Below are 24,489 nucleotides of genomic sequence, written 5' to 3'. Positions count from 1 at the left end.
ACTCATTTATTGGCGATGGTTGTGTCGACTTTCTGGGCGCTGCTTTTGAAAAGCAGTTTCCAAACAAAAGTGTATGACATGAAATAATTCCACATCGAGCCGGCAACGATGCCGCAAAGGGCTGCCGGAACAGGGGTCAGACCATAGCTATAGACATGCGTTGATATATACAGGCTGATTACCATCCCCAGAGAGGTGACGCCCATGTAAATAAAATAGCCCAGAATGGCATGCCGCCCTGTCAATCCATTGTGGCTGAATGTCGACTCGTTGTTCAGTACATAGTTAAACGTGGCCGCAAAAACCAATGCGGTGAGGTTCGCATACATGAACTGGTGAGTGATCAGTGCCAGCGTGCTCTTAAGTACGGCCAGATGGACTCCAACGCCGAGGGAGCCAACGATCAAGAAGGAAATGAGCGAAGCCGGTAATAAATTAAAGCTGAGTTTGCGGCCGAACTGCGTAAGTTTTCCAATGAATCTGATCATCTGTAGGACCCCTGCTGGTGGCCCTGAGCTACTAGATGAGGCCTTCGCGTGTTCAAGAATTGGCGTTTAGTGGCTTCCGTAGACCCGGAAGCTTTCACTCTGACATTGGCCCAGAAGCTCACTGCGTGACGGGGCGCTGGTTGGCGCTGAGCATACTGGAAAGCCGGCAACTATGAGAGGGGGCGTGGCTGGCGGGCGGCCTTGAGAAGTGCTTTCCTTTGTATCAAAGAAGCGACGCCGTAGCTGAATACTTAGTGCCTGCATTCTATGCCTGTCGTCGCTTTGATGCTGGCAAAAGGCCAGCGTCAAATTACTGGGAGGCTAAACGGGTCAGGCGGTTTGGCGCGGGACAGCCACCCGCGCCAAGATCGACTTTTAGACCAAAGTTTCCAGTTCCGGGATGATCTTGAACAGATCGCCTACCAACCCGAAGTCCGCCACTTCGAAAATCGGCGCCTCGCCGTCTTTGTTGATGGCGACGATGGTGCCGGCGTCCTTAATGCCGGTGAGATGTTGGATCGCGCCAGAAATGCCGATGGCGATATACAGTTCTGGGGCGATGATCTTGCCGGTCTGGCCTACCTGCAGGTCGCTTGGTACGTAGCCAGCGTCAACAGCCGCGCGCGAGGCGCCGACTGCGGCGCCGATCTTGTCAGCGAACTTGTAGATGATCTCGAAGTTTTCCTTTGAACCTACGCCGCGGCCACCGGAGACCACCTTGTTGGCACCTTGCAGGTCAGGGCGATCGCTCTTCCCCTGCTGCAGTTCGACAAAGCGGGTATGCGAGGGCAGGGCGACATCGACACTGATCGCCTCGATCTGTCCACTGCTGACACCTGTTGCGGCCGCCGGCCAAGAGGCGGTCCGGATGGTGGCCACTACGACGGTGTTCGGGTCGGCCTCGACGGTGATGATTGCATTGCCCGCATAGATCGGACGCTTGAAGGTATGGGTGCCTTCTACGCTCATTACGTCGCTGATCTGAGCAACGCCCAATAGCGCTGCAACGCGCGGCAGTACGTCCTTGCCGAAGGTGGTCGACGGCGCGAACACATGGCTGTAGCCGGCCGCCGCTTTGGCTATCTGTGGGGCCAGCACGGCGGCCAGAGGATGGGCGTTCTCAGCTCGGGCGATGGTTAGCACGTGGCTCACGCCTTCGATCTTGGCGGCCTCAGCGGCGACGGTGTCGACGTTGTCTGACAGCACTAGTATGTCGATGGCTTCAGGCTTGATCGCCGCGGCCGCACTCACCGCGCGCGCGGTGGAAAGGTTCAGCTTGCCGCCCAGATGTTCGGCGATGACGAGAATCTTGCTCATGTCATGTCTCCGTGAGGCTGCTCAAAGCAGACCCTTCTGCTTTAGTGCCGCGACCAGTTCGGCCGCATCCTTCACCATCACGCCCTTGCTGCGCTTGGCTGGCGCAGCGTAGTGCGTGGTCTTCAAATGATCGTTGGCCGCTACGCCCAGCGAGCTGAACTCGATGGTATCGATAGGCTTGGATTTGGCCTTCATGATGTCCGGCAGCTTGATGAAGCGCGGTTCATTGAGGCGCAGATCAGTGGTGATCACAGCTGGCAGTTCGGCCTCGATCACTTCCAGGCCGGCATCGACCTCGCGGGTCACCGTGGCCTTGCCTCCGGCAATGTCGACCTTGCTGGCGAAGGTGGCTTGGGGGCGATCCCACAACGAGGCTAGCATCTGGCCAGTCTGGTTGGCATCGTCGTCGATGGCCTGTTTACCCAAGATCACCAGACTTGGCTGTTCCTTCTCGATCAGCTTCTGGAAGACCCGTGCGGCGGTCAACGGTTGCAATGCGTCGGCGGTGACCACGTGGATGGCGCGATTCGCCCCCATGGCCAGACCGTTACGCAGGTGCGCGGTGAGGTCGGCCGGGCCGATGCCTACCAGCACGACTTCTTCTGCCATGCCCTTCTCACGAAGGCGCAGGGCTTCTTCGAGCGCGATGTCGTCGAACGGATTGGCAGACAGTTTGACACCATCGGTTACCACGCCGGTGCCGTCGGGTTTCACTTGGATGCGGACGTTGTAGTCCACCACACGCTTGTAGCCGACCAGAATCTTCATCTGTGTTTCCTTATACCGGACGCCCTGAGGCGTATGGAATTACTGCACAAACGAGCATTCTAACCGGATTTGGCTAACCATGCGGGTGCGCATGGTTGATGAGCACCCGCCCTGAGTGTCGAGGGGCTACTGGCGACGAGCGGCGATCTTATCGGCCATGGCGGCTGCACTCTGCTTCCAGGACGGCCATCGTGTGGGGGCCGCTGCAACTGGAGCAGCCAAGGCGCCGTGGAGCGCGTCAGCAAGTTGAGGGGCAGTGGTGGCGGTGAAGTACTGCGCATGTTCGCCCATGATTTCGCGAAACACCGGCAGTTCGCGTGCAATCACGGGCAGGCCGCGTCGCGCTGCTTCGATGAGGGGAAGTCCATAGCCTTCGCCCAGGGATGCGGCAAGCAGCGCGGTGCTCGTGCGGTAAATGGCATCAAGTTCGTCGTCCGGAGCATCGTCAAGCCAGAATAGGCGCTGATTGCGCTCTGTATGTCGATCGATGCTTGCCCGAAACGCCTCCATCAACCATCCGAATTGTCCAACGATGACCAAGTTGAAGTCGATGCCATTGCCCCAAAGAATTTCGCTGGCTTCCAGCGCCTGGTCGTAGCCTTTGCGCGGCTCGATCGTTCCTACCATTAGTAGCGTCGGACGCGCATGCATCGCTTTGGCGAGATGTTGGCGCGGCTCAGATGAGTGGTTTTCAAGCATGGCATCCACACCGAGCGGAGCATGGCTGATGGTGGGTGCCGTGCCGAATTGGTACGCCAACGCTTCTGTGTCCATCCAGTCGTGAAGGTCATCAGCGGTGGTGCGCGAAATACAGATAAGCTGATCGGCGATGCAGGTGATGCGGCGTAGCCAGTCCTCGAAGCGGTGGCGCGCATGGGGATGGAACATGTCTGGCATTGTTATCGGGAGCAAGTCGTAAACGAGGAAGTGAACACTTACGCCACGACGATGCCAGTCGCGCAGCTGAGGTTCGGCCTGAGCAATGCTATCGATTGCCCAATCAAGCCCGACGTAGATGTCACCGCAAGCTATCTCAACGGCGTCTTCCGGTAATGTGACATCGGCAAGGTCGAGCAGATCCAGCCCATAGCGTCGCGCATAGTGGTAGCGACCGTTGCTCAAACGGACAGGCTCGATACGCACACTCGTCGGCGGCGACTCCATCCAGTGGCGCAATATGTTTCGCACGACGCGCTGGATACCCGTGCGAATGTCCTTTTCTGCGATCCCGCTCACGTCGACTAGCCATCGACGCACGCAATTGGGTCCACGTGTTGCGACAATAGTGCTGGCGATGGCTGCGAGGTCATCGTCGTCTGGCTCGCCCTCTATGGCCGCGATGTCATTGAGCAGCCGAGCTTCAAGCGCTAGTGGATGCCTGGTGTAGGCGAGTGATATTTCGCGAAGGCATGCATCAGATGTGTCGTGAGCAGGAAGCATGGTGATGTCTGGGATCGCCATGGCCGTTGCCTGCATACGTAGCCGATGAGGTATGCGCTCATCCGTGCATATGACGCCCAGGGAATGTTCCATTAGTGGAATCAATCTCGGATCAGCTACTTGTGCGCCGCCGCGCAGCGTATTGATCAAATTTTCATAACCGCCAGCCTTATAAGCAGCCTGAAGGACATCAGCGTCGGGCGCTGCTAAAAGATTTTGAGGTGGTTCCTGGATCAATAGGACACCGGGCTGCGCCCGCATAATGGGTTCAAGCTGCCGCGCGCTGCTCGTGTCTGCGATATACAGCATGCGTTCGCTGCTTTCAGTGGGTGGGAATGCATCGCTGATTTCACTGGAGCTCGTCACAGAGACAATGCGTTCATCAAGCTCGCTCAGCCATGCCGGTAAAGTGGTTCCATTGCGAACACAGGTTATGTGCGTGGTAGAGGTCGATGGTTTGGAAGTGCTTGCCGATCGGTGCCTTTTCGCGAGGTCTTGCAGAGCATCCTGGGCGCGCCCGGCGACAGAATTCCAGCTAAAGCTTGCTGCGCGTTCAAGCGCGTAATTCCGAAGTTCTTCGGCGAAAGCGGGGTTTGCGAGTACGCATTCCATTCGTTCACTGATACTGTCGACCAGCGTTGGATCGAACAATGCATCGCGGCGACTGATCACTTCTGGCAGGCTGGCGGCGTTACTCGCGATTACGGGAGCTCCGCACGCCATGGCTTCGAGTGGCGGTAAGCCGAAGCCTTCCAGTAGCGAAGGAAATACGAATAGCGCACATTCAGCGTAGAGGCGCACCAGATCGCCATCGGGAGCGAAGCCCGTGTAGATGACGCTATCGGGAGGCAGCATCGCCTTGCGCGTTGCGGCATCCAATCGCAATTTGTCTTCATCACTGATGCGCCCAACGATCACGAGTTGATGACGGGCGCGCAGAGCTTCTGGCAACTTGCCGAATGCCTGGATTAGGGCTGCTACATTTTTGCGTGGGTCGAAGCCGCCGCTGTAAAGAACGAACGGGCGCGTGATTCCGTGTTGTCGACGGAGTTCCTCGCTGATTAAAGGGTTCACTTCCGGTGCGCGAAAGCTTCCATCGACCGCTGAGCCGATATTTACGACGCGTTCCGGTGGTAGATGTAGACGTTCGATGGCGTCCTGGCGTACCCATTCGGAAATCGCCAGCAACAGATCGTAGCGGCGAAGCATATTGACGCCCTGCTTGTACCACTCGTGCACGCGAGGATGCCCAAGGTACGCGTCTGGGTCGTGCAGCGGTATCAGGTCGTAGAGCGTTGCCACACTGGCCATGCCTGCAGGCGGCGCATCGGGCAGCACAGCGTCATCGTTGTATCCTTCTATCGGACTACTAAACCATACGACGTCGACGTTGAGCCTCTCAATTGCGTGCCGCATGGTGCGCGCTGCGGCTTGCCGTAACCACGCGTTACCTCCCGGCTGTGCGCGAATGTGTTCGGGAACTTCAACCAGGATGCGACGTTCCGGACAGGCATGCCTGCCCAGCGTGCGGATCAGTGAGTCAGTTGGTGTATCGAAGCGTGCATTGAAGAGCAATCGGACGTCATGCAGCGGTTCCGCTCGTTCGAGAAATTCGCGACTGAGTGCTAATGTGTAGCGCCCAATGCCGCGGTGCCGACTTTGGCTCTGTGCACCTTGAAGATCCAGCAGCAGCTTCATCGGCGCTCCATGCGATCGCGAAGTCGTGTGTACACGGTACGAACTTCTTCCGGGAGATCCGCTGCGTCCACGCGGCGCCACGTCTGATCATTACGTTGGTCAAGGGCTGCGCGCAAGCGCATGTCGAGCATCGGTATACGATAAATCGCGTTGACAACCTTGCGGCGCAGTCCAGGATATTTGGCGAGGAATTGCTTGACGAGATGGAGCAGGCGTTTCATGTTGTGCGCGGCGCGGATGAGGTGGTTGCGTCGGACGCGGGCAATATTTTGCGTAGCGTGTTGCGAGCGACGTCGGGGGAAAAGTGCTGTCTTACGTTGTCCTGGCCGCGATCCGATAGTTGCGTCCATAGTGCCTCGTCCCGATAGGCGCGCCATACCGCTTCGGCGAAGTCCGCGGCTGTGTCGGCAATCAGTGCGTCAAATCCATCGACAAGATGCATGCCCTCTGCGGCAATGGGGGTGGCAACGACAGGAAGGCCGTAACTCATGGCCATGTTCACCTTGCCTTTGACGCCTGCGCCAAACCGCAACGGTGCCACGGAAACCTTGCAATGGTTCATTAGGCTCGAAAGGTCGTCCACTCGCCCGTGAATCTCCACGCCAGGCTGAGTCAGGTTGCGCTGCGCTTCCTGCGTGATGTCACCAGCAACGTGCAGGCTCAGGCTAGCGTCTCGTGCACGTAGCAAGGGCAGTATTTCTGCCACGAACCAGCGCACTGCATCTTCGTTGGGCGGGTGGCCGAAGCCGCCAATGAAGAGCAGGCCACTTCGATCGAAGAAGGGCGCGCCACGGCCGTGGATCTCATGGATGGTGCTCAAGAGTTCTACGCGGCTTTCAGGTAGTTCTTTCGTCAGCAATTCCCGTTCTACCGAACTTACAACGAGACTTAGATCACTGTCGCGAATCAATGCGAGTTCTTGCCGTCGCGAGGCGGCAGACTGTCGACGCATGTGGCCACTGCCGGAAATTTCAGCAGCCCGTTGCTCGCGTAGGAATTGCAAATCAACGGTATCGAAGATGCACATGGCCTTCGGAGCCAGGTGTCGGCTGGGAGCGAGGTATTGTGCGGCAACGGATAATCGGCACAGCAAAATGGCGTCGAGCGTCTTTCCATGCTGACGCAGCCATCTCATGACTCCGCCATGGTGTATGTGGATGCCATAGGTATTCAGTGCAGCCATGTCTGCTGCCGTCACGCGTCCATCGTCGGGCAGCAGGTCCACATGCCATCCGTCCTGATGCAACAGTTGCATCATCATGCACAAGCGTAGCGAGCCGGCATCGCGCGCAGGATTGGGTGTCATTGCGTCGACCACCAATATCCGCCTGGAACCGCGTGATTGCGATGCATGCCACGCGTCATCGGCGTCACGAGATGCGAAGGGCGATACACTACCGGCAGCTTTCGCTGGGCGGAGTTGCTCGGTGATACGCCGGAATGTGCCCTTCCACCCGCGTAGGACAAGACTGCCCCACGTGCGACGGATAAGTTGATGCAAGCGCGCAAGGCGCCACGTGAGATCAAGATTCACAGATTTTGATAGTTCGGGCCCGAACCACCTTCCGGCGTCACCCAATTGATGATCTGGTAGGGATCCTTGATATCGCAGGTCTTGCAATGCACGCAGTTGGCGGCGTTGATCTGCAGGCGTTTGCCACTGCTTCCATCAGGCATGGTGTCGTTGACGATTTCGTAGACGTTGGCGGGGCAGAAGCGGGTGCAGGGGTTGCCGTATTCCTGGGCGCACTGGGTGACGCACACGGAGGTGTCGGCGACATGCAGGTGGATGGGTTGGTCTTCGTCGTGCTCGGTGGCGGCGAAGTAGACGCCGGCGAGGCGGTCGCGCGGTGGCAGTTCGCGCTGGATGTAGTCGCGCTTGGGTTCTTCCTGCTGACCGAGTTTGTGCAGCGAGGACCAGTCGGCTTTGTTCTTCAGCGTCCAGGGCGATTTGCCCTTGGTGATAGTTTCCCAAGCTGCGTTGAACATGCCAAACCACAGCCCCTTCTTGAAGCCGGGCTTGATGTTGCGCACTTGCTTGAGCTCGGCCATCACCTCCGAACCGCGCAGCTTGCTATCGAAACCAGCGGGGTTCAGATCGTTCGCGGCCAAGTGTTCGGCGGCCATCATGCCGCTCTTGATCGCCTGGTGCGTGCCTTTGATCTTGGGCACGTTGAGCAGGCCGGCGGTGTCGCCAATCAGCAGTGCGCCGGGCATCTCCACCTTAGGTAGCGATTGGTAGCCGCCGGTCACGATGGCGCGTGCACCGGCGGAAACGATGTTGCCGCCTTCGAGCAGCGACTTGATCATGGGGTGATTCTTCCACTGCTGGAAGGCTTCCCATGGCTGGTAGTTGGGATCGCTGTAGTCCAGGCCGCTGACGTAGCCGAGCGCGATACGGTCCTTGTCCAGGTGATACAGGAAGCTGCCGCCATAGGTGTGGCTGTCGGCCGGCCAGCCGAAGCTGTGCACGATCTTGCCGGGCGTGACGCGTCCGGCGGGCACCTGCCACAACTCTTTGATGCCGATCGAATAACCCTGCGGATCGCTGTCTTTGTCCAGCGCGAAACGCTTGATCAGTTGTTTGGTAAGGCTGCCGCGCGCACCCTCAGCCAGCACGGTGATCTTGGCCTTGATGTCGATGCCTTGCGTGTAACCAGGTTTGTGCGCCCCATCCTTGGCCACACCCATATCGCCGATGCGCACGCCAGCGACCGAGCCGTCTTCGTTATAGATGGTGTCGGCAGCAGCGAAGCCGGGGAACACATCCACGCCCAGCGCTTCGGCCTGCGGGGCCAGCCACGCACAGAGCGCGCCGAGCGAGACGATGAGGTTGCCGTGGTTCTTCATGCCAGGGGGCACGGGCAGCTTGCGGCCGCCGGTCTCGTTGAGAAGCCAGAACTCGTCTTCGGTGGCCGGCACACAGATCGGTGGCGGATTGTCGCGCCAATCGGGCAGCAGGGCATCCAGCGGTTGCGGCTCGATCACCGCGCCGGAGAGGATCTGCGCGCCGATGGTGGAGGCCTTTTCGATCACGCACACCGTCAGCTCCGGCTTGAGCTGCTTCAGGCGGATCGCGAAGGACAGCCCGGACGGGCCCGCCCCGACGACGATAACGTCGTATTCCATCGTTTCGCGTTCGGTCATGAGGGCTCCGTCGTGTGGCTGGTGGCTGCAGGGCGTGGGCTTGAGGCAGTGTCGCCGCGAGTTATTCCGACGGCGGCCCGGACAGTATTCTCCGGATTCGCCCACTGCGCGGCAAACCGGTACCTGCTTGCCGATGGTTTGCGTGGGTGCGGTGGCGCATGTAGGCCGGTTGCGACGCCGATCCGCCCTATCTGGCGGTGGGCATCTAGATCGAGGTGATCGACATCATTGAGGCGATGCTGGAGGGCTTGTCCCCTTGAGTAGGGCGGCTTGACCGGACCACAGGGTGTGTTCCCGCCGGATGGCCTCGTGCTGGAACCGCGGGGCGATCTCGCTGGAGAGTACCCCGATCACAAGCGGTTTGCGGGTGGGCCTACAACGGGTGTGTGCGGCTCGGATCCGTGTCGGCTGGAGCTGAATTTGCCCCTGGGATCACTGCCGGAAGTTCTTGTTGTGGAGCCCACCGTATCGCGGCTCTGCAGCGTGTTTGCGCGCGATATCCCTATGAGTGCGCCAGTCTCTGGATAGGCGCGCGCGGTGTCTGAGCCCGATGGTCGTGGCAGAATGGAACGATTTCCCGCGCGATCAAGTCGATGACGTCATCTTTTACTCATCTGGACCAACTGGAAGCCGAGAGCATTCATATCTTTCGCGAGGTGGCAGCCAGCTTCCAGCGTCCAGTGATGCTTTATTCCATCGGCAAGGATTCGTCGGTACTGCTGCACCTGCTGCGCAAGGCGTTCTATCCGGCGCGGCCGCCGATGCCGCTGCTGCACGTCGACACCACTTGGAAATTCCGCGAGATGATCGCGTTTCGCGAGCAGGTGGCTGCGGTCGGTGACGTTGAGGTGCTGGTGCATATCAATCAAGACGGCGTGCGGCAGGGCATCTCGCCACTAACGCATGGCGCGGCGGTGCACACGGATGTGATGAAGACAGCGGCGCTCAAGCAGGCGCTCGACAAATACGAATTCGATGTTGCGATTGGTGGTGCCCGGCGGGACGAAGAAAAATCCCGCGCCAAGGAGCGTGTGTTCTCGTTCCGCAATGCACAGCACCGCTGGGATCCAAAGCGTCAGCGTCCGGAGCTATGGGATGTCTATAACACCCATATCCACAAGGGCGAGAGCGTACGCGTCTTTCCCATGTCCAACTGGACGGAAATGGATGTGTGGCACTACATCCGGCGTGAAAATATCCCGGTGGTGCCGCTTTATTTTGCCCGTGAGCGATCTGTGGTGAAGCGTGATGGAGCGCTGATCATGGTCGACGATGAGCGTTTTATCTTGCGCGATGATGAGAAGATCGAGACACGCATGGTTCGTTTCCGCACCTTGGGCTGTTATCCACTGACTGGCGCTGTGGAGTCGTCGGCAGACACGCTGGATGCGGTCATTGATGAAATGATGCAATCGCGCAGTTCTGAACGGCAGGGGCGTGTGATTGATCATGATCCGTCTGCGTCCATGGAGCGCAAGAAGCAGGAGGGATATTTCTGATGAGCGAAGTGAATACCTCCGCGCGCGGTTCGCTGCGCTTCATCACCTGTGGAAGTGTGGATGACGGCAAGAGCACGCTGCTGGGTCGCCTGCTTTATGACGCGGGCGTGCTGCCGGATGACCAGCTTGAAATGCTCAACAAGGAAAGCCGCCGACAGCATCCGGACAGCGATGTGCTGGATTTCTCGCTATTGACCGATGGCCTCGATGCAGAGCGGCAGCAGGGCATCACCATTGATGTGGCCTACCGGTATTTCCATAGCGCCCGTCGTAACTTCGTAGTCGCGGACTGCCCGGGTCACGAGCAGTACACGCGCAATATGGCCACCGGTGCGTCTCATGCGGATCTTGCCGTGGTGCTGGTTGATGCGCGCAAGGGGCTGCTCACCCAGACCCGGCGTCACACCTATATCTGTGCGTTGCTGGGCATCCGCAAAGTCATTCTGGCCGTCAACAAGATGGATCTGGTCGATTATCGACAGGACGTCTACGAGAGTATCGAAGTCGCCTATCGCGATCTCGCTGATCAACTGGGCATCCGTTCCGTACATGCATTGCCCGTCGCGGCATTGACCGGCGAAAACGTGGGAGGGCGCACGGGGCACATGCCTTGGTATCAGGGTCCATCCCTGCTTGAATTGCTTGAATCCATTGATGTGGAGCCTGTCCAATCCACCGATTTTCGGATGCCGGTGCAGTGGGTGAATCGCCCTAATCAGGACTTTCGCGGCTATGCGGGCACGATTTGCAGCGGAATCGTGAAGACGGGTGACGAGGTGATGATCCAGCCCGGTGTTCACAAGGCCCGTGTGGCACGCATCGTCACGGCCGATGGCGATCTGACACAGGCGCATAGGGGTCATGCCGTGACGCTGACCCTGGACAGAGAGGTGGACGTAAGCCGGGGCGACGTGATTACCGACGCCGCGCGCCCAGCTCCCGAGGCAGATCAATTCGCCGCGCACCTGCTGTGGATGGGGGATGAGGCGCTGCTGCCCAATCGCGGCTATTGGCTCAAAGTGGGGGCGAGGACTGTCAACGCCCGCGTCACGCAGATCAAACACAAAGTTGACGTGAACACGCAGGCGAAGCTGGCAGCGCATCGCCTCGCCCTCAACGAGGTGGGTTATTGCAACCTTGATCTGGACCATCCGATCGCATTCGAGCCCTATGCGGCCAATCACGAGCTCGGCGGTTTCATTCTGATTGATCGGCAAACCCACGCTACCGTCGCATGCGGCATGCTCGACTTTGCCTTGCACCGGGCGTCCAACGTGCACTGGCAGCATCTGGACGTCGACAAGCAACTGCGCGCACGAAGCAAAGGGCAGATGCCGAGGTGTCTTTGGTTCACAGGTTTGTCGGGTGCGGGCAAGTCGACCATCGCCAACCTGTTGGAGCGCCGACTTTGTACGCTCGGGTACCACACCTACCTGCTAGACGGCGACAATCTCCGTCATGGCCTGAATCGCGATCTTGGCTTTACGCCGGAAGCGCGCGTGGAAAACGTGCGACGCGTGGCTGAAGTGGCAAGCCTGATGGTCGATGCAGGGCTGATTGTGCTGGTGTGTGTGATTTCGCCCTTCCGAAGCGAACGTGAATTTGCCAGAAACCTGTTCGGCGAAGACGAATTTCTGGAAGTGTTCGTCGATACCTCGCTGGAAGAATGCGAGCGCCGCGATCCTAAGGGGTTATATCGCAGGGCGCGGGCCGGTGAGCTCAGTAATTTCACCGGTATCGATTCGCCCTATGAAGTGCCTTTGCAGCCGCAAATTCATCTGCGCACGGGTGATATGCAGCTTGATGCCATTGTGGACACATTGTTGACGCGTTTGTTGCCGTCGGAAAACGAGTGAGTCCAAATGTGCTTCACGGAGCGGGACGCGAAGTGCGCAAGTTCCCGGTAGGTGATTAGCGTGTTTTTTCTGGCATTGATGCGAATTTAACTATGGATCCATCACTTCCCCCCTTTCTGGTTTTCGGTGCGCCACAGATCGATGAGGCGGACATCGACGAGGTAGTCGCCTGCCTTCGTTCCGGATGGCTTGGAACGGGGCCGCGTGTCGCGCAGTTTGAGCATGATTTTGCGATGTTCCGCAGCGCATCGCCGGCACAAGTCGCGGCAGTGAATTCATGTACAGCGGCACTGCACGTGAGCATGTTGGCGGCGGGTATTGAGCCGGGCGGGGAAGTCATCACCACGCCGCTCACGTTCTGCGCAACCGTCAATGCCATTTTGCATGCCGGTCTGACGCCTGTCTTGGCGGACGTCGATCCATCAAGCCAGAACATTGATCCCGCGGCGATCGAGGCGGCTATCACTCCACGTACACGTGCGATCCTGCCCGTACATCTTGCCGGGCGTCCGTGTGCGATGGATCGCATCATGGCGATTGCCCGCAAGCACGATCTGGTGGTTATCGAGGATTGTGCGCATGCCGTGGAAGCGGAATTTGATGGCCGCCCGCTAGGTACGTTTGGCGATTTTGGCTGCTTCAGTTTCTATGTCACCAAGAACATCGTGACCGGTGAAGGGGGCATGATTCTGGGGCGGAGTGAAGAGCAAGTCGCTCGGGCGCGCATCCTTGCGCTGCATGGTATGAGCAAGGACGCCTGGCATCGCTTTGGTGATAAGGGTTACAAGCACTACCAGGTGGTGGAGTGCGGCTTCAAATACAACATGATGGATGTGCAGGCCGCGATCGGCCTGCATCAGCTGTCGCGCGTTGAACAGAACTGGCATCGACGTGCCGCCATTTGGCAGCGCTATGACGAGGCCTTCGCCGGGTTACCCATCGGCTTGCCCGTTCCTGCGGAAGCGAATACCCGCCACGGGCATCATTTGTATACCGTCATGATCGACAAGCAGCGTTGCGGCATGGAGCGCGATGATTTTCTCGAGGCGATGAATGCCCAGCGGATCGGTACCGGTGTGCATTACCTCTCCATTCCCGAGCATCCGTATTACCGCGAGCGATTCGGATGGCGCCCCGAACAGTGGCCCAATGCCATGAAGCTTGGGCGTGAGACGGTGAGTCTTCCGCTGTCTCCGGCGTTATCGGATGAGGACGTGGAGCGTGTCATCCACGCCGTTCGCGGCATCCTGCGCTGACGTGCGGCGCGCAAGATGCTTCGGCTGTCTGCGCAAGTCTGCGTGTTGATCATGCGCAGGCCAGTGCATGACTGCCAGGCCGATCTGACCCACTTCACCACTCTGGCTGGCGGCCCGACAGCGATCATTTTGGCTGGGGCTGACACCACCCGGGGCCGCGTGCTTGGGCGGGTGGGCTAGGATCCTCGCTCCTGAAAATGGATCGTCGTATGGTTGGGAAGTCCCGACGCTGCCTCGAATGACCCACTCAGACTGTGATCCCGAAGACCTGAGGCGGTTCTGACAACGTTTTGTTACACCCCAGCCGTTAAAGTGAGCGGAAACAGCCAGGCTCTATCCCCATGCCAGCCAATGCACAACAACTCACGTTTTTTCGCGAGTGGATCAAGCATCCGCTGCAGATGGCATCCATACTGCCCTCCGGGCGCCCGCTGGCGCGCATGATGGTGTCCGCCATGCCGGCCCAGGCCAGCTGTGTGATTGAGCTTGGCGCTGGTACCGGCGTGATCACCGAAGCGCTGTTGCGTCATGGTGTTTCGCCGGCCCAATTGCTGGTGCTGGAAATGAATGCCACCTTGCATGGCATCCTGCGCCGCCGCTTTCCCCAGGCGCAGGTGCTCTGTGCCGATGCGCGTCACGTGAATGAACTGGCCCAGCGTACCGGCGTGCTCGCGCCGGAAGGCGCCGATGCGATTCTCAGCAGCCTGGGGTTGCTGGCGATGCCGCCATCGCTGCAGCACGATATCGTCGCCGCAGCCTTTGCGGTGCTGCGTCCAGGCGGCGTGTTCGTGCAATACACCTACGGTTGGCGCAGTCCGCTGGATAAGCAAGTGCAGGAGCAATTGGGGCTGCGCTGCACCCGGGTTGGCATGGTATGGCGCAATCTGCCGCCGGCGCATGTGTACGTCTATGCTCGCGACGATCAATGAGGCGGATGGCTGGCAGTCTTTGCCGCTGGCCGGTGCAGAGGTTCGTTACGCAGCCTCTTGGCTAGATGGGGACGAGGCTGATGCGCTGTTTGAACGTCTGCAGCATGAGATTCCCTGGGAACGCCACCGACTGTACATGTTTGGCCGCGAGGTCGACTCGCCGCGGCTAAGTTGCTGGATTGGCGATCCGGGCACGGCCTACACCTATTCGCGGAGCCGTTTTGAACCGAATCCATGGACAGCATCGCTGCTTCCTTTGCGCGAGCGCGTCCAGACATTCTGCGGGGCACACTTCAACAGCGTACTGGCCAATCTCTACCGCGATGGTCAGGATTCGATGGGCTGGCATAGTGACGACGAACCCGAATTAGGGCCGCATCCGGTGATCGCATCGCTGAGTCTTGGCGCCGAGCGCCGCTTTCGTCTGCGACGAAAGGCGCGGCATGACGAACGTGTCACGCCGCTTGGATTGCCGCTCGCACACGGTAGCTTGCTGTGCATGGCGGGTGATACCCAGCGCCATTACCAGCATGATTTGCCTAGGGTTGCCGGCGTGTTGGGTGCGCGGATCAATCTCACGTTCCGCTTCATCCACGCGCGGCCGTAAAGCCGCCCATGACGCCCTGCAGCTTGGATTGACGGGGAGCGGTAGCGATAATGCGGGGCTCCTTTCCCCTCACTAACCCCTGGCAGGCTTTGCAATGACCGATAAGACCGTACTTAACGCCACGCATCGCGAGCTGGGTGCTCGCATGGTCGATTTCGGTGGCTGGGATATGCCGATCAGCTACGGTTCGCAGATCGAAGAGCATCACGCCGTGCGCCGCGACGCCGGCATGTTTGACGTCTCCCATATGACCGTGGTCGATCTGCATGGTGCCCGCGTGCGGGATTTTCTGCGCCATCTGCTGGCCAATAGCGTCGACAAGCTCAAGGTGCAGGGCAAGGCGCTGTATTCGTGCATGCTGAACGAGCAGGGTGGCGTGATCGACGATCTGATCGTGTACTTCCTGGGTGATGAATTTTTCCGGCTGGTGGTGAACGCGGCCACTCGCGTCAAGGATCTGGCCTGGATCGAGCAGCAGGCCAAGGCGTTCAACGTCGCTGTGCAGGAGCGTCCCGATTTCGCGATGATCGCCGTGCAGGGGCCGAATGCGCGTGCCAAGGTGATCGGTCTGCTGCATGAAGTGGATCGCGTCCGCATCGAAAAGCTTGGCCGCTTTGCCGCCGCCGCAGCGCAGGGTCCGCACGGTGTGCCGCTGTTCGTCGCCCGCACCGGTTACACCGGCGAAGACGGCTTCGAGATCATCGTGCCGCAGGAGCAGGCGGTCACCTTGTGGAAGGAGCTTGCTGCCGCGGGCGTTGCGCCGTGTGGACTTGGCGCGCGCGACACGCTGCGCCTCGAAGCCGGCATGAATCTTTACGGCCAGGACATGGACGAAACCGTGACGCCGTGGGAGGCCGCTCTGACCTGGACCATCTCGCTGGACGAAGGGCGTGATTTCATCGGCCGCAAAGCGCTTGAAGCCCAGAAGGCGGCCGGCGTGCCGCGCACGATGGTCGGCCTGGTGATGGATGAGAAAGGCGTGCTGCGCCATGGCCAGAAAGTGCTGACCAACCACGGTGATGGCGAAATTCTTTCGGGTAGTTTCGCACCGACGTTGAACAAGTCGGTCGCCTTTGCGCGGATTCCCGCGGCTGCATCCGGTGACCTGCGCGTGGATATTCGCGGGCGCGAAGTGCCGGTGCGCCTGGTCAAGTTTCCGTTCGTGCGTGATGGCAAACCCTGCGAAGGTATTTGAACCTTTGTCCGTCCCCTCCGCGCTGTCCGCATCGCGGGGGGAGCGACGCAACGTAAAGACGTCTGTACTGGCGTGGGTATGGAGCCGCCGCGGAAGCGGTTAGAATCCACGCCTCCACCCCTGATCGAAACCAACGACGACTGGACCTGACCATGAGCGAGATTCCCGGCGATCTGAAATTTCTCAAGTCCCACGAGTGGGCCCGTGTCGAAGACAATGGCCTGATCCGCGTGGGTATCTCCGACCATGCGCAAGAACAACTTGGCGACCTGGTGTACGTGGAGCTGCCGGAAGTCGGCGCGAGCGTGAAAACAGGCGTGGGCGCAGCCACGGTCGAATCGGTGAAGGCCGCCTCGGACATCTATTCCCCGGTATCGGGTGAGGTGGTCGAGGTCAACGAGATCCTCAGCGACAAGCCCGAGACGATCAACGAAGACGCCTACGGTGAAGGTTGGCTGTTCGTGGTCAAGGCCAGCGATCGCGCCGAACTCGACGAACTGCTCAGCGCCGATGACTACGCCGAGCTGATCGAGCACGAAGACGACTGATCGTTCGATCGGTTGGTTCCGGTGACGGCCGCTCAGGCGGCCGTTGCCTTTTTCGCAAAGCGTTCACCCAGGAAAGCGAGCATCTTTGCTCCATGATCGGGATGAAGAACGCATCCCTGAAGGTACTCATCGCGCCGATGAGGTGACCCGTCACCGATATGTTCGGTGACGCATTCCGGGTACGCGATGAGGGTGTTCGGGGGTGTGTCGCGACACTTCCGGGATCATCCGGGCGCATTTCAGTCTGAATCCGTTCATGCTCCGAACGACTACCTTCGGGCGGTCAAAAAAGGCATCGCGCGTTGTACGGCAATCCGCTTGTGACGGCTGCGTTGGATGTATCAGCGTGAATGAGAAAAATCACATTTTCAGCTTGTTTTTGGCTTTCTTTGGCAATGTGCAAAGTTGTTTTCTGAAACGTTTTAGCGCGTGTTCAAATCGATTTTCGTGATCGGAATTAACCCTTCAAGGTGGGTGCAATCGGCAGGTTGCCGGATCGAAGGGATTGATTTCATGATGAAAATTTATTGACAGTTGAAATGTTCAGGAATAGCTTTCGCACCATATAACGGGGAACCGCACCAATGGTGGCATCGAAATTCATCAAGCCATACGTAGAACACGGCGAAAAAGCCAGCGCGGTGAGGAAGATCACTGTTTCGATTCCAATGCATGTATTGCGACTGCTGTCGGATCTGCGTACGTACCGACAGGTCAACAATTTGAGGCACGCCACGAACAGCGATTTGCTGGTTGAGGCGTTCCTTCACGCTTTTACTGGGCAACCACTGCCAACTGATGAGGAGCTGAGACGAACTATGGCCACTGCCAAGAAAACTGCTAGGAAATCGGCTAAGAAAGCCGCCAAGAAGACCACCCGCAAAGTTGCCGCCAAGAAGCGGCCGGTCGCCAAGAAGGCAACCGCCAAGAAGCGCACCGTGCGCAAGACCGCCAAGAAGGCTGCCAAGCGCGTAGGCGCGAAGAAGGCAACTGCCAAGCGCGTTGCTAAGAAGACTGCCAAGAAGACCGCCAAGAAGGTTGCCCGCAAGCGCGTCGCAAAGCGCGCTACCCGCAAGACCGCGGCTGCCGCCAAGGTTGTGAAGGTTACCAAGACCTCCAAGGCCCCCAAGGCCCCCAAGGTCAAGAAGTAAGTACAACAAGAAAGTAGCTCTATCGATTTGTCTCCCTGCGACGCCCAGCGCGGGGAGGTGCCTCGAAAGCGTTTCGTCCCGGCTATCAGGCCGGGACGCTTCGTTTCTGGTTTCCGAAAACGAACGAAAGCATTGAGAGATCTCCGCACTGGCGAAAATGCTCGCTATCCCGGATCAGCCTTTCAGGCTTCTGGCGGCATAGGGGGCCAAGAACGGCTACCAACTATTTCCTTTGCCAGCCGTGAACCAACGCCCATTTGCCGTGCCGCCACAATCGCGATACCTTTTCCCCATCCGCGCCGCGGCAAGTTTGGGGTAGCCGCTCCTGGATAACAGGGGGGAAGCGCGGGTATCTGATGCCACGCAGTCAGTGAGAGATCATGGATACCCGAAATAGTCGTTATGCACGCTCGCGTGCGCGCGGGGCTGTCAAGCCCATCACCATCGCCATTGTGGCCATCGTCCTGGGCCTGGCTGTCCTGTCCTGGATCTTCGTCATCAAGCCTCACGAAGACATCGTGGGAACGGATAACGGGGCGCATCCTTCCACGCCGGTCACGCAGGGGCCGCAGGCCGCGCCGCCGGTGAATGTGGAAGCATTGAGTCTTAATGATCTGCTGGCCGAGGCGCGCAAGGCGATGAACCAGCAACGCGTGATTTCGCCGGCAGGCAACAACGCGTTTGAGTTCTACCTGAAAGTGCTGCAGAAGCAGCCCGGCAACCAGACTGCTGCCGATGCACTTCGCGAAACCTTCCCCTTTGCTGCCAGCAACGTGGAGCAGGTGATCAACCAGCGCGACTTCAATGAGGCCGAGCGCGAGATCGATCTGCTGGCGAAGGTGGATCCCACCAATTACACCCTGACCATTCTGCGCTCCAAGCTGGATGCGCAGCGCAAGACGCTGGACGAAGAGCAGCAGAAGCAGCTCGATCAGCAGCGTCAGGCGGATCTCGCCGCGCAGAAGGCTGTAGCGGACAAGGCCGCGGCAGAGCAGGCCGCGGTGCAGAAGGCTGCGTCCGACAAGGCTGCTGCAGCGCAGGCGGCGCTGGCGGCACAGCAAGAGAAGGTCAAGGACGAAGAGGCTGCCAAGGCGAAGGCTGTGGCGGCGCAGACGACCAGCGAGAACACGACGGCGGCCGCTGGCTCCACCAGCGCGGAAACGCGCGAACCCATTCCGATTTCTGTGATCCGTCCACGCTATCCCCCAACGGCGCTACGCAATGGTCAGGAGGGCTGGGTAGATGTGCAGTACACCGTCAATCCCGATGGCAGCGTCACCAATATCAGCGTGGTAAGCGCTGAACCACGGCACATCTTCGACAGTGCCGCCATTGATGCGCTGCGCCGCGCCAAGTTCTCGCCGGCGATGCGCGACGGTACCGCCGTGGTGTTCCAGCAGGAAAAGCGGATCGAGTTCAAGATCAACAACTCGCAATAACCGTCCTGCGCTCTTCACCAAAGAGGCGGAGCCATCATGGCTCCGCCTCTTTGCTTTTGGGGCTACGCGAAGATCGTAGACAGATTCCTGTACCCCATTCGCACTCGTCTCACACCGCTCGCTATGCTTTGTTAGCGGCGCTTAGTTTTGATGGCGATGCTTGTGGTGTGTTTTGGCGGGTATGTTCTTGTTGGCCGGCGGATCGCTTTCCACGCCCGCCCAGTCGACGTGCGGCAGTCCCAGCATACTGTCGAACACCATTGGCATCAGATCGGTGCCGATCGCGCCGGGGGAGTTCCACATCGACACCATGCCGAGCTGATACTTCGGGAAGAACGCGATCATGGTGCGATAACCCTCCACCTCACCGGCGTGGAAGATCATCGTTTCGCCCCCATAGGTGAAGACGCGCCAGCCCAGCGCATAACTCGCCGAGCTGAGGCGAGCGCGGCGCCAGGGTGTGGCGCGCATTTCACTCGGGGTTGGCACGCCGGGCGTGTGCAGATAATCCAACAGCGGTTGTGGCAGCACATCCGGGCGGCCGCCCATCTGCGCGATCAGCCAGTGCTCCATGTCGTGAAGACTGGCGTTGACGCCTGCGGCAGGTGCGACGCGGTAATAGGCTTCCTTTGGATCGAAGGGAATCCAGCCATGTGCACCGTTCGGACGATGCGGTCGTGCCCAGCTTTTGCTGCTCTCCAACGCATCACGGCCATAGCTGGCCGAAGTCATGTCCAAGGGAAAGAACAGGCGCTTGTCCACTTCGTGGTAGAAGAAGTCGCCAGTCTCGGCGTAGATCAGATCGCCGATCAGACTGAAGGCGACGTTCTGGTAGCCGTAGCACTGGCCGACATTGCAGGTAAGGGTCACTTCGTCGAGCTTGCGGACCAGTTCCTCATAAGGAACGTTGTCCTCAAGCAAGGCGTCATAGGTGTTGTGAGGCAAACCAAGCCGCTGTCCCAGGATGTCTTTCACCGTGGCCTGGTTGGAGGCATCCACGTTCTTTAACTGAAAGAACGGCAGCACGTCGGCCAGTTTGGTATCCCAGCTGAAGTGTCCGTCGTCGATCAGCAAGCCGGTGACGGCGGTAGCGAAGGCTTTGGAGAGTGATGCCAGGCGGAATACGGTGTCGGCCGTGATCGGCTCCTGAGTGGACGCATCGGCATAGCCGATCTCTCGCTCGAAGGCGACCTTGTCGTTGACCACCACGGCCGTGGCGAGTCCGGCCACTTCATTGCGCTGTGCGACCACGTCCAGCCATTGCGAGTAAGCGTCCAGCGCAGCTTTCACCCGATCGGGAGGAATGCTGGTGTTGGCATTCACATCGGTCGCATCGTGCTGGGCCGGATGGACATCGGGGCTGGAGCCGACAGAGGCCGGCGTGGCGCATGCCGCTGCTCCCGCAGCCAGCGAAAGCGTGATGCCGAACAGACCGGCGATCAACAGGGGAAGCTTACGAAACTGCATGCGACTCCGAGGTACTACAGGCGCCACAGGGCGCCTTGGGTCATGGGTCCAACCGTCCATGGGAGTTAGCAGTCGATTGTCCTGTACTTCGGACGCAGCTACAACGCTGTTTTCACGCTCTGTGGACGGCCGCCGCTCGTGGGCGTGAACCGGGCTTTCATGGACCGGCGGTCTGGGCGAATGTTCCTGCGGATGGTTCGCCCTGCGCTAGCAGCAGGGCGGCGGCCTGTTCAGCAATCATGATGGTGGGCGCATTGGTATTGCCGCTGGGAAGCGTCGGCATGACCGAGGCATCCACCACCCGCAGCCGCTCCACGCCGTGCACGCGCAAAGTACTGTCCACGACAGCTAATTCATCCCGGCCCATGCGACAGGTGCCGACGGGGTGATAAATGGTTTCGGCCTTGCGCCGGATGAAATCCTCCCATTCATGGTCCGAGCGGGGTTCTGCTTCCGGAAAAACCGGTGCGCCGCGGTACGGATCGAACGCGGGCTGCGCGAGGATGTCGCGCGAGAGTTTCGCTGCCTCGATCATGCGAGCCAGATCATGGTCTTCCGCATCACTCAGGTAACCGGCGTGGATCGCCACCGGCTCCCTCGGGTTGGCCGAGCGTAAGCGCAGTCGGCCGCGACTGCGCGGATGCAGGTAGCAGGCGTGAAGGGTGTAACCCATACCGGGCAAGCGATGTCGGCCGTGATCATCGAGCAGTGCCGGTACGAAATGGAACTGCAAATCGCAGCGCGCGTCATCGGCCAGATGACTGCGTACAAAGCCACCGCATTCGGCGACATTGGAACTGGCCGGGCCATCGTGATGACGTAAATAGCGCCAGCCCGCGGCAAGTTCGTTGAGGTGGTCGTAGGTGATGTTCTGCGTGCAACCCACCAGCGTGCAGATGTCCAGGTGATCCTGCAGTCCGCTACCGACGCCAGGCAGATCCATCACGGGTGTGATGCTGTGTTCGCGCAGATGATCGGCCGGGCCGATGCCTGAAAGCATCAGGAGCTGCGGTGAATTGATCGCCCCGGCGGCCAGAATGACTTCCCCTGCGCGAATGATTTCGTGCTCACGCCCATGACGCAGTTGGACGCCCGTGGCGCGACCGTGCTCCATGCACACGCGCTCCACCTGCGCATGAGTGCGCACATGCAGGTTGGCGCGCGCACGCGCGGGACGCAGGAAAGCTGTGGCCGCCGAGCAACGTGCGCCGTCGCGTTGCGTGACCTGATAGAGGCCAAAGCCAGCCTGCTCGGGTCCGTTGAAATCGGTGTTGCGGCTGAATCCAGCGCTGACGGCGGCCTCAATCAGCACCGCGGAAAGTGGATTGTGGTAACGCAGATCGGACACGCCGAGCGGGCCACCGTTTGCGTGCCACGCGCTTGCGCCGCGCGCGTTATCTTCGCTGCGTAGAAACCATGGCAGCACCTGCGTCCATGACCAGCGCGGGTCGCCGGTTGCCGCGGCCCATGCGTCATAGTCCGCCGGCACGCCGCGCACGTAGCACATCGCATTGATCGAGCTGGAGCCGCCCAGCGTCTTGCCGCGCGGCCACCACAGGCGACGTCCCTGCAAGGCAGGTTCGGGCTCGGTCTCGTAGTTCCAATTGACGTGGCGGTTGTTGGGAAGCCGTGCAATGCCAGCGGGCATGTGCAGCAATGGATGCCAATCGCTGCCGCCTGCTTCAAGCAACAGCACGCGCCTGGTTGGATCGGTGCTGAGGCGATGGGCAAGTACGCAGCCGGCGGAACCGGCACCGACAATCACATAGTCGTACTCCATTTCCGCTCCTTAACCGAACGATGGAATGTTTGCTGCACTGCAAACTGTGCGTGCTAGTCTTGCGCCGCCCTCCGCTGGAAGCTGCCAGTGAGCTTGCCAACCTCTGCCACTGTACGCAAAGACGCCGCCCCGCTTATCGCTACGCTGGCGTTCTTCTTTCTGCTGACCTCGTACTACATCGTGCGACCCGTGCGGGATCAGCTTGTCGGGGCCGTGGGTTCTACCGAGCTTCCGCTGTTCTACGGCGCGACCTTTTTGGCGATGCTGTTGTTGACGCCGATATTTGGCTGGCTGGTGGCGCGTTTTCCCCGGAGGCCTTTGCTTGGCTGGAGCTACAGCTTCTTCATCGTGTGCCTGCTCGGGTTCATTCCTGCGTTCCTTGCACAGGATCGCCTCGGCGCACGCGTGCTTGGTGCAGTGTTTTTCATCTGGGTCAGCGTATTCAACTTGTTCGTGGTGTCGCTGTTCTGGAGTTTCATGGCGGACGTGTTCGACAGCCGACGTGCACGTGAAGTGTTTCCATTGATCGCGTTGGGCGGCATGGCGGGTGCGATATGTGGTCCGGCCTTGACTCGTCTGCTGGTCGGCCTGATCGGTGTGGCGCCGCTGCTGCTGGTGTCGGCGGTCACGTTGGGTGTGGCGTTGTTGCTTCTGCTGCAGATGTCGTCCCGGCAGGCGCAGGGTGATACGGCAGAGCAGGCGATCGGCGGTTCGCTGTGGGCCGGCATTCGTGAACTGTGGTCGCGGCCATTTCTGCGCTACATGGCGATTCTGATGTTGCTAGGCGATGGCATTGGCACCCTTGCGTATGCACTGGTGGCGGACTATGCCAAAGCGCATCTGATTTCGGCGCCGGTGCGTACGGCGTTTTATGCGGACATCGATCTGGCGGTGAATTTGCTGGGTGCGTTCCTGCAGTTGACCTGGTCACGCTGGTTGCTGGTGCATCGTGGCGTGGTATGGGCGGTGGTTGTGCCGCAGTTGATCAATCTTGCCTTGCTGGTGATGGTGATGATTGGCGGTCACGCGCAACTCAGTGTGCTGGGTTACAGCGTGCCTTTGCTGGCGCTGATGATGGTGGGCACGCGCGGTTTCATGTACGGCATGACCAAGCCGGCCAGCGATGCGCTCTATACCCGCGTGCCGCGCGAGACACGCTACAAAGGCAAGAACTTTGTGGAAACCGCTGTGTGGCGATTCGGCGATCTCATTATCACCAGCGGCGTCAGTAGTCTGGCCAAATGGGGCGCGAGTCTGGGTAGCATTGCGTTGATCGGCGTGGTGGCATCGAGCCTGGCCGCCTGGATCGCGCGCAAAGCCGCTACCTCGCCGGATCTGGCGCCGGAAGGCGGCAATCGGGAATCGGAAATCGGGAATCGCAAGAGCGACGGCGCCAAGCTTGCAGGCAACCGCTTTTAACGGGTTACGATTCCCGATTTACGGCTTCACGAAGTGATATAGCGTTGCAGCTGGTCGATCTGCTCGGCCTGCGCGCTGATCACTTCCTTGACCAGATCGCCGATCGAAATCACGCCGAGCACACGGTTGCCTTGCACCACCGGCAGGTGGCGCACGCGGCTGTCGGTACACATGCGCATGCAGTCGAACACGTCTGTTTCCGGCTCCACGGTGAGCACGGGACTGCTCATGATTTCCGATACCGCGGTCTGCGCGGACGAACGTCCTTGCAAGATCACCTTCCGTGCATAGTCGCGTTCGGAAACGATACCGACCAGTTGCTCGCCCCGCATGACCAGCAATGCGCCGACACCCCGTTCGGCCATGTGTTTGATCGCTTCCAGTACGGGTGCTTCTGGCGCAACAGCGAAAATTTCGTTGCCTTTCGTAACCAGCAAGTGCTTGACCTGACGCATGCCAAACCTCCCGAGCGGCCGCAGCATGAC

20 protein-coding genes are annotated in these 24,489 nt (G+C 59.6%); 10 read left to right on the top strand and 10 right to left on the bottom strand.

The window, feature by feature from the left end; genetic code table 11:
- Positions 1-2: 2 nt before the first annotated feature.
- From ISN74_RS16785 to ISN74_RS16755, 7 genes are all read right to left on the bottom strand, one after another.
- Entirely contained in the window at positions 3-488 is a 486-nt protein-coding gene (locus ISN74_RS16785) for a GtrA family protein (RefSeq protein WP_188800307.1), read from the bottom strand.
- A 375-nt stretch (positions 489-863) separates the two neighbouring features.
- A complete protein-coding gene (locus ISN74_RS16780) occupies positions 864-1,805 on the bottom strand; it encodes an electron transfer flavoprotein subunit alpha/FixB family protein (protein ID WP_188800306.1) in 942 nt (313 codons plus the stop codon).
- A gap of 21 nt (positions 1,806-1,826) precedes the next feature.
- On the bottom strand, positions 1,827-2,573 hold the full coding sequence (locus ISN74_RS16775) for an electron transfer flavoprotein subunit beta/FixA family protein (RefSeq protein ID WP_188800305.1): 747 nt from the start codon (positions 2,571-2,573) through the stop codon (positions 1,827-1,829).
- A 126-nt stretch (positions 2,574-2,699) separates the two neighbouring features.
- Positions 2,700-5,711, bottom strand: coding sequence for a glycosyltransferase family 4 protein (locus ISN74_RS16770; RefSeq protein WP_188800304.1), 3,012 nt, complete (start codon positions 5,709-5,711; stop codon positions 2,700-2,702).
- Positions 5,708-5,932 (bottom strand): hypothetical protein, encoded by a 225-nt coding sequence (locus ISN74_RS16765; RefSeq protein WP_188800303.1) that lies wholly within the window; start codon positions 5,930-5,932, stop codon positions 5,708-5,710. Before ISN74_RS16765 ends, ISN74_RS16770 begins: the two co-directional genes overlap by 4 nt.
- The gene (locus ISN74_RS16760) at positions 5,929-7,029 is read right to left on the bottom strand and encodes a glycosyltransferase (protein WP_188800302.1); all 1,101 of its coding nucleotides are present in this window, start codon (positions 7,027-7,029) and stop codon (positions 5,929-5,931) included. The genes ISN74_RS16765 and ISN74_RS16760 overlap by 4 nt, the downstream gene beginning before the upstream one ends.
- Positions 7,030-7,241: 212 nt before the next feature.
- A complete protein-coding gene (locus ISN74_RS16755; protein WP_188800301.1) occupies positions 7,242-8,858 on the bottom strand; it encodes an electron transfer flavoprotein-ubiquinone oxidoreductase in 1,617 nt (538 codons plus the stop codon).
- A 593-nt stretch (positions 8,859-9,451) separates the two neighbouring features.
- On the opposite strand from ISN74_RS16755, the gene cysD reads away from it, so the two are divergent.
- The 9 genes from cysD (at position 9,452) to ISN74_RS16710 (ending at position 19,338) form a co-directional block, all read left to right on the top strand.
- Complete coding sequence (gene cysD / locus ISN74_RS16750) at positions 9,452-10,357, top strand: sulfate adenylyltransferase subunit CysD (protein WP_188800300.1); 906 nt, start codon at positions 9,452-9,454, stop codon at positions 10,355-10,357.
- On the top strand, positions 10,357-12,213 hold the full coding sequence (gene cysN, locus ISN74_RS16745; RefSeq protein ID WP_188800299.1) for a sulfate adenylyltransferase subunit CysN: 1,857 nt from the start codon (positions 10,357-10,359) through the stop codon (positions 12,211-12,213). The genes cysD and cysN overlap by 1 nt, the downstream gene beginning before the upstream one ends.
- 92 nt (positions 12,214-12,305) lie before the next feature.
- Positions 12,306-13,469, top strand: a complete 1,164-nt coding sequence (locus tag ISN74_RS16740; RefSeq protein ID WP_188800298.1) for a DegT/DnrJ/EryC1/StrS family aminotransferase — start codon at positions 12,306-12,308, stop codon at positions 13,467-13,469.
- A 341-nt stretch (positions 13,470-13,810) separates the two neighbouring features.
- Positions 13,811-14,398 (top strand): class I SAM-dependent methyltransferase, encoded by a 588-nt coding sequence (locus ISN74_RS16735; RefSeq protein WP_188800297.1) that lies wholly within the window; start codon positions 13,811-13,813, stop codon positions 14,396-14,398.
- Complete coding sequence (locus tag ISN74_RS16730; protein WP_188800296.1) at positions 14,379-15,005, top strand: alpha-ketoglutarate-dependent dioxygenase AlkB family protein; 627 nt, start codon at positions 14,379-14,381, stop codon at positions 15,003-15,005. Before ISN74_RS16735 ends, ISN74_RS16730 begins: the two co-directional genes overlap by 20 nt.
- Before the next feature lie 94 nt (positions 15,006-15,099).
- Entirely contained in the window at positions 15,100-16,200 is a 1,101-nt protein-coding gene (gene gcvT, locus ISN74_RS16725) for a glycine cleavage system aminomethyltransferase GcvT (RefSeq protein WP_188800295.1), read from the top strand.
- 152 nt (positions 16,201-16,352) lie between these two features.
- Complete coding sequence (gcvH, locus tag ISN74_RS16720; protein WP_188800294.1) at positions 16,353-16,748, top strand: glycine cleavage system protein GcvH; 396 nt, start codon at positions 16,353-16,355, stop codon at positions 16,746-16,748.
- A 584-nt stretch (positions 16,749-17,332) separates the two neighbouring features.
- Positions 17,333-17,899, top strand: a complete 567-nt coding sequence (gene metJ, locus ISN74_RS21355) for a met regulon transcriptional regulator MetJ (RefSeq protein WP_188800293.1) — start codon at positions 17,333-17,335, stop codon at positions 17,897-17,899.
- Positions 17,900-18,279: 380 nt separating this feature from the next.
- A complete protein-coding gene (locus tag ISN74_RS16710; RefSeq protein WP_188800292.1) occupies positions 18,280-19,338 on the top strand; it encodes an energy transducer TonB in 1,059 nt (352 codons plus the stop codon).
- 141 nt (positions 19,339-19,479) lie between these two features.
- On the opposite strand, the gene ISN74_RS16705 is transcribed toward ISN74_RS16710, so the two are convergent.
- Both ISN74_RS16705 and ISN74_RS16700 read right to left on the bottom strand, forming a co-directional pair.
- The gene (locus tag ISN74_RS16705) at positions 19,480-20,805 is read right to left on the bottom strand and encodes a serine hydrolase domain-containing protein (protein WP_188800291.1); all 1,326 of its coding nucleotides are present in this window, start codon (positions 20,803-20,805) and stop codon (positions 19,480-19,482) included.
- A gap of 157 nt (positions 20,806-20,962) precedes the next feature.
- Positions 20,963-22,585, bottom strand: coding sequence for a GMC family oxidoreductase (locus ISN74_RS16700; RefSeq protein WP_188800290.1), 1,623 nt, complete (start codon positions 22,583-22,585; stop codon positions 20,963-20,965).
- Positions 22,586-22,672: 87 nt separating this feature from the next.
- Here ISN74_RS16700 and ISN74_RS16695 point away from each other — a divergent pair, with 87 nt between their 5' ends.
- The gene (locus ISN74_RS16695; protein WP_188800289.1) at positions 22,673-24,004 is read left to right on the top strand and encodes an NTP/NDP exchange transporter; all 1,332 of its coding nucleotides are present in this window, start codon (positions 22,673-22,675) and stop codon (positions 24,002-24,004) included.
- A 26-nt stretch (positions 24,005-24,030) separates the two neighbouring features.
- On the opposite strand, the gene ISN74_RS16690 is transcribed toward ISN74_RS16695, so the two are convergent.
- Entirely contained in the window at positions 24,031-24,459 is a 429-nt protein-coding gene (locus tag ISN74_RS16690; RefSeq protein ID WP_188800288.1) for a CBS domain-containing protein, read from the bottom strand.
- Positions 24,460-24,489: the final 30 nt, after the last annotated feature.

Origin of the sequence: Dyella caseinilytica (assembly GCF_016865235.1) — a bacterium.
GTDB lineage: Bacteria > Pseudomonadota > Gammaproteobacteria > Xanthomonadales > Rhodanobacteraceae > Dyella_B > Dyella_B caseinilytica.
Note: the sequence above shows the minus strand (reverse complement) of the source record. Positions and strands in the feature narration are given on the sequence as shown.

Excerpts from the sequence above, each read along its gene's own strand:
- ISN74_RS16740 (WP_188800298.1), top strand. The coding sequence starts at position 12,306 with ATGGATCCATCACTTCCCCCCTTTCTGGTTTTCGGTGCGCCACAGATC.
- ISN74_RS16780 (WP_188800306.1), bottom strand. The coding sequence starts at position 1,805 with ATGAGCAAGATTCTCGTCATCGCCGAACATCTGGGCGGCAAGCTGAAC.
- metJ (WP_188800293.1), top strand. The coding sequence starts at position 17,333 with ATGGTGGCATCGAAATTCATCAAGCCATACGTAGAACACGGCGAAAAA.
- ISN74_RS16690 (WP_188800288.1), bottom strand. The coding sequence starts at position 24,459 with ATGCGTCAGGTCAAGCACTTGCTGGTTACGAAAGGCAACGAAATTTTC.
- ISN74_RS16755 (WP_188800301.1), bottom strand. The coding sequence starts at position 8,858 with ATGACCGAACGCGAAACGATGGAATACGACGTTATCGTCGTCGGGGCG.
- ISN74_RS16705 (WP_188800291.1), bottom strand. The coding sequence starts at position 20,805 with ATGCAGTTTCGTAAGCTTCCCCTGTTGATCGCCGGTCTGTTCGGCATC.
- ISN74_RS16765 (WP_188800303.1), bottom strand. The coding sequence starts at position 5,932 with ATGAAACGCCTGCTCCATCTCGTCAAGCAATTCCTCGCCAAATATCCT.
- ISN74_RS16730 (WP_188800296.1), top strand. The coding sequence starts at position 14,379 with ATGCTCGCGACGATCAATGAGGCGGATGGCTGGCAGTCTTTGCCGCTG.
- gcvH (WP_188800294.1), top strand. The coding sequence starts at position 16,353 with ATGAGCGAGATTCCCGGCGATCTGAAATTTCTCAAGTCCCACGAGTGG.
- ISN74_RS16710 (WP_188800292.1), top strand. The coding sequence starts at position 18,280 with ATGGATACCCGAAATAGTCGTTATGCACGCTCGCGTGCGCGCGGGGCT.
- ISN74_RS16770 (WP_188800304.1), bottom strand. The coding sequence starts at position 5,711 with ATGAAGCTGCTGCTGGATCTTCAAGGTGCACAGAGCCAAAGTCGGCAC.
- cysD (WP_188800300.1), top strand. The coding sequence starts at position 9,452 with ATGACGTCATCTTTTACTCATCTGGACCAACTGGAAGCCGAGAGCATT.
- ISN74_RS16775 (WP_188800305.1), bottom strand. The coding sequence starts at position 2,573 with ATGAAGATTCTGGTCGGCTACAAGCGTGTGGTGGACTACAACGTCCGC.
- ISN74_RS16785 (WP_188800307.1), bottom strand. The coding sequence starts at position 488 with ATGATCAGATTCATTGGAAAACTTACGCAGTTCGGCCGCAAACTCAGC.
- ISN74_RS16700 (WP_188800290.1), bottom strand. The coding sequence starts at position 22,585 with ATGGAGTACGACTATGTGATTGTCGGTGCCGGTTCCGCCGGCTGCGTA.
- cysN (WP_188800299.1), top strand. The coding sequence starts at position 10,357 with ATGAGCGAAGTGAATACCTCCGCGCGCGGTTCGCTGCGCTTCATCACC.
- ISN74_RS16735 (WP_188800297.1), top strand. The coding sequence starts at position 13,811 with ATGCCAGCCAATGCACAACAACTCACGTTTTTTCGCGAGTGGATCAAG.
- gcvT (WP_188800295.1), top strand. The coding sequence starts at position 15,100 with ATGACCGATAAGACCGTACTTAACGCCACGCATCGCGAGCTGGGTGCT.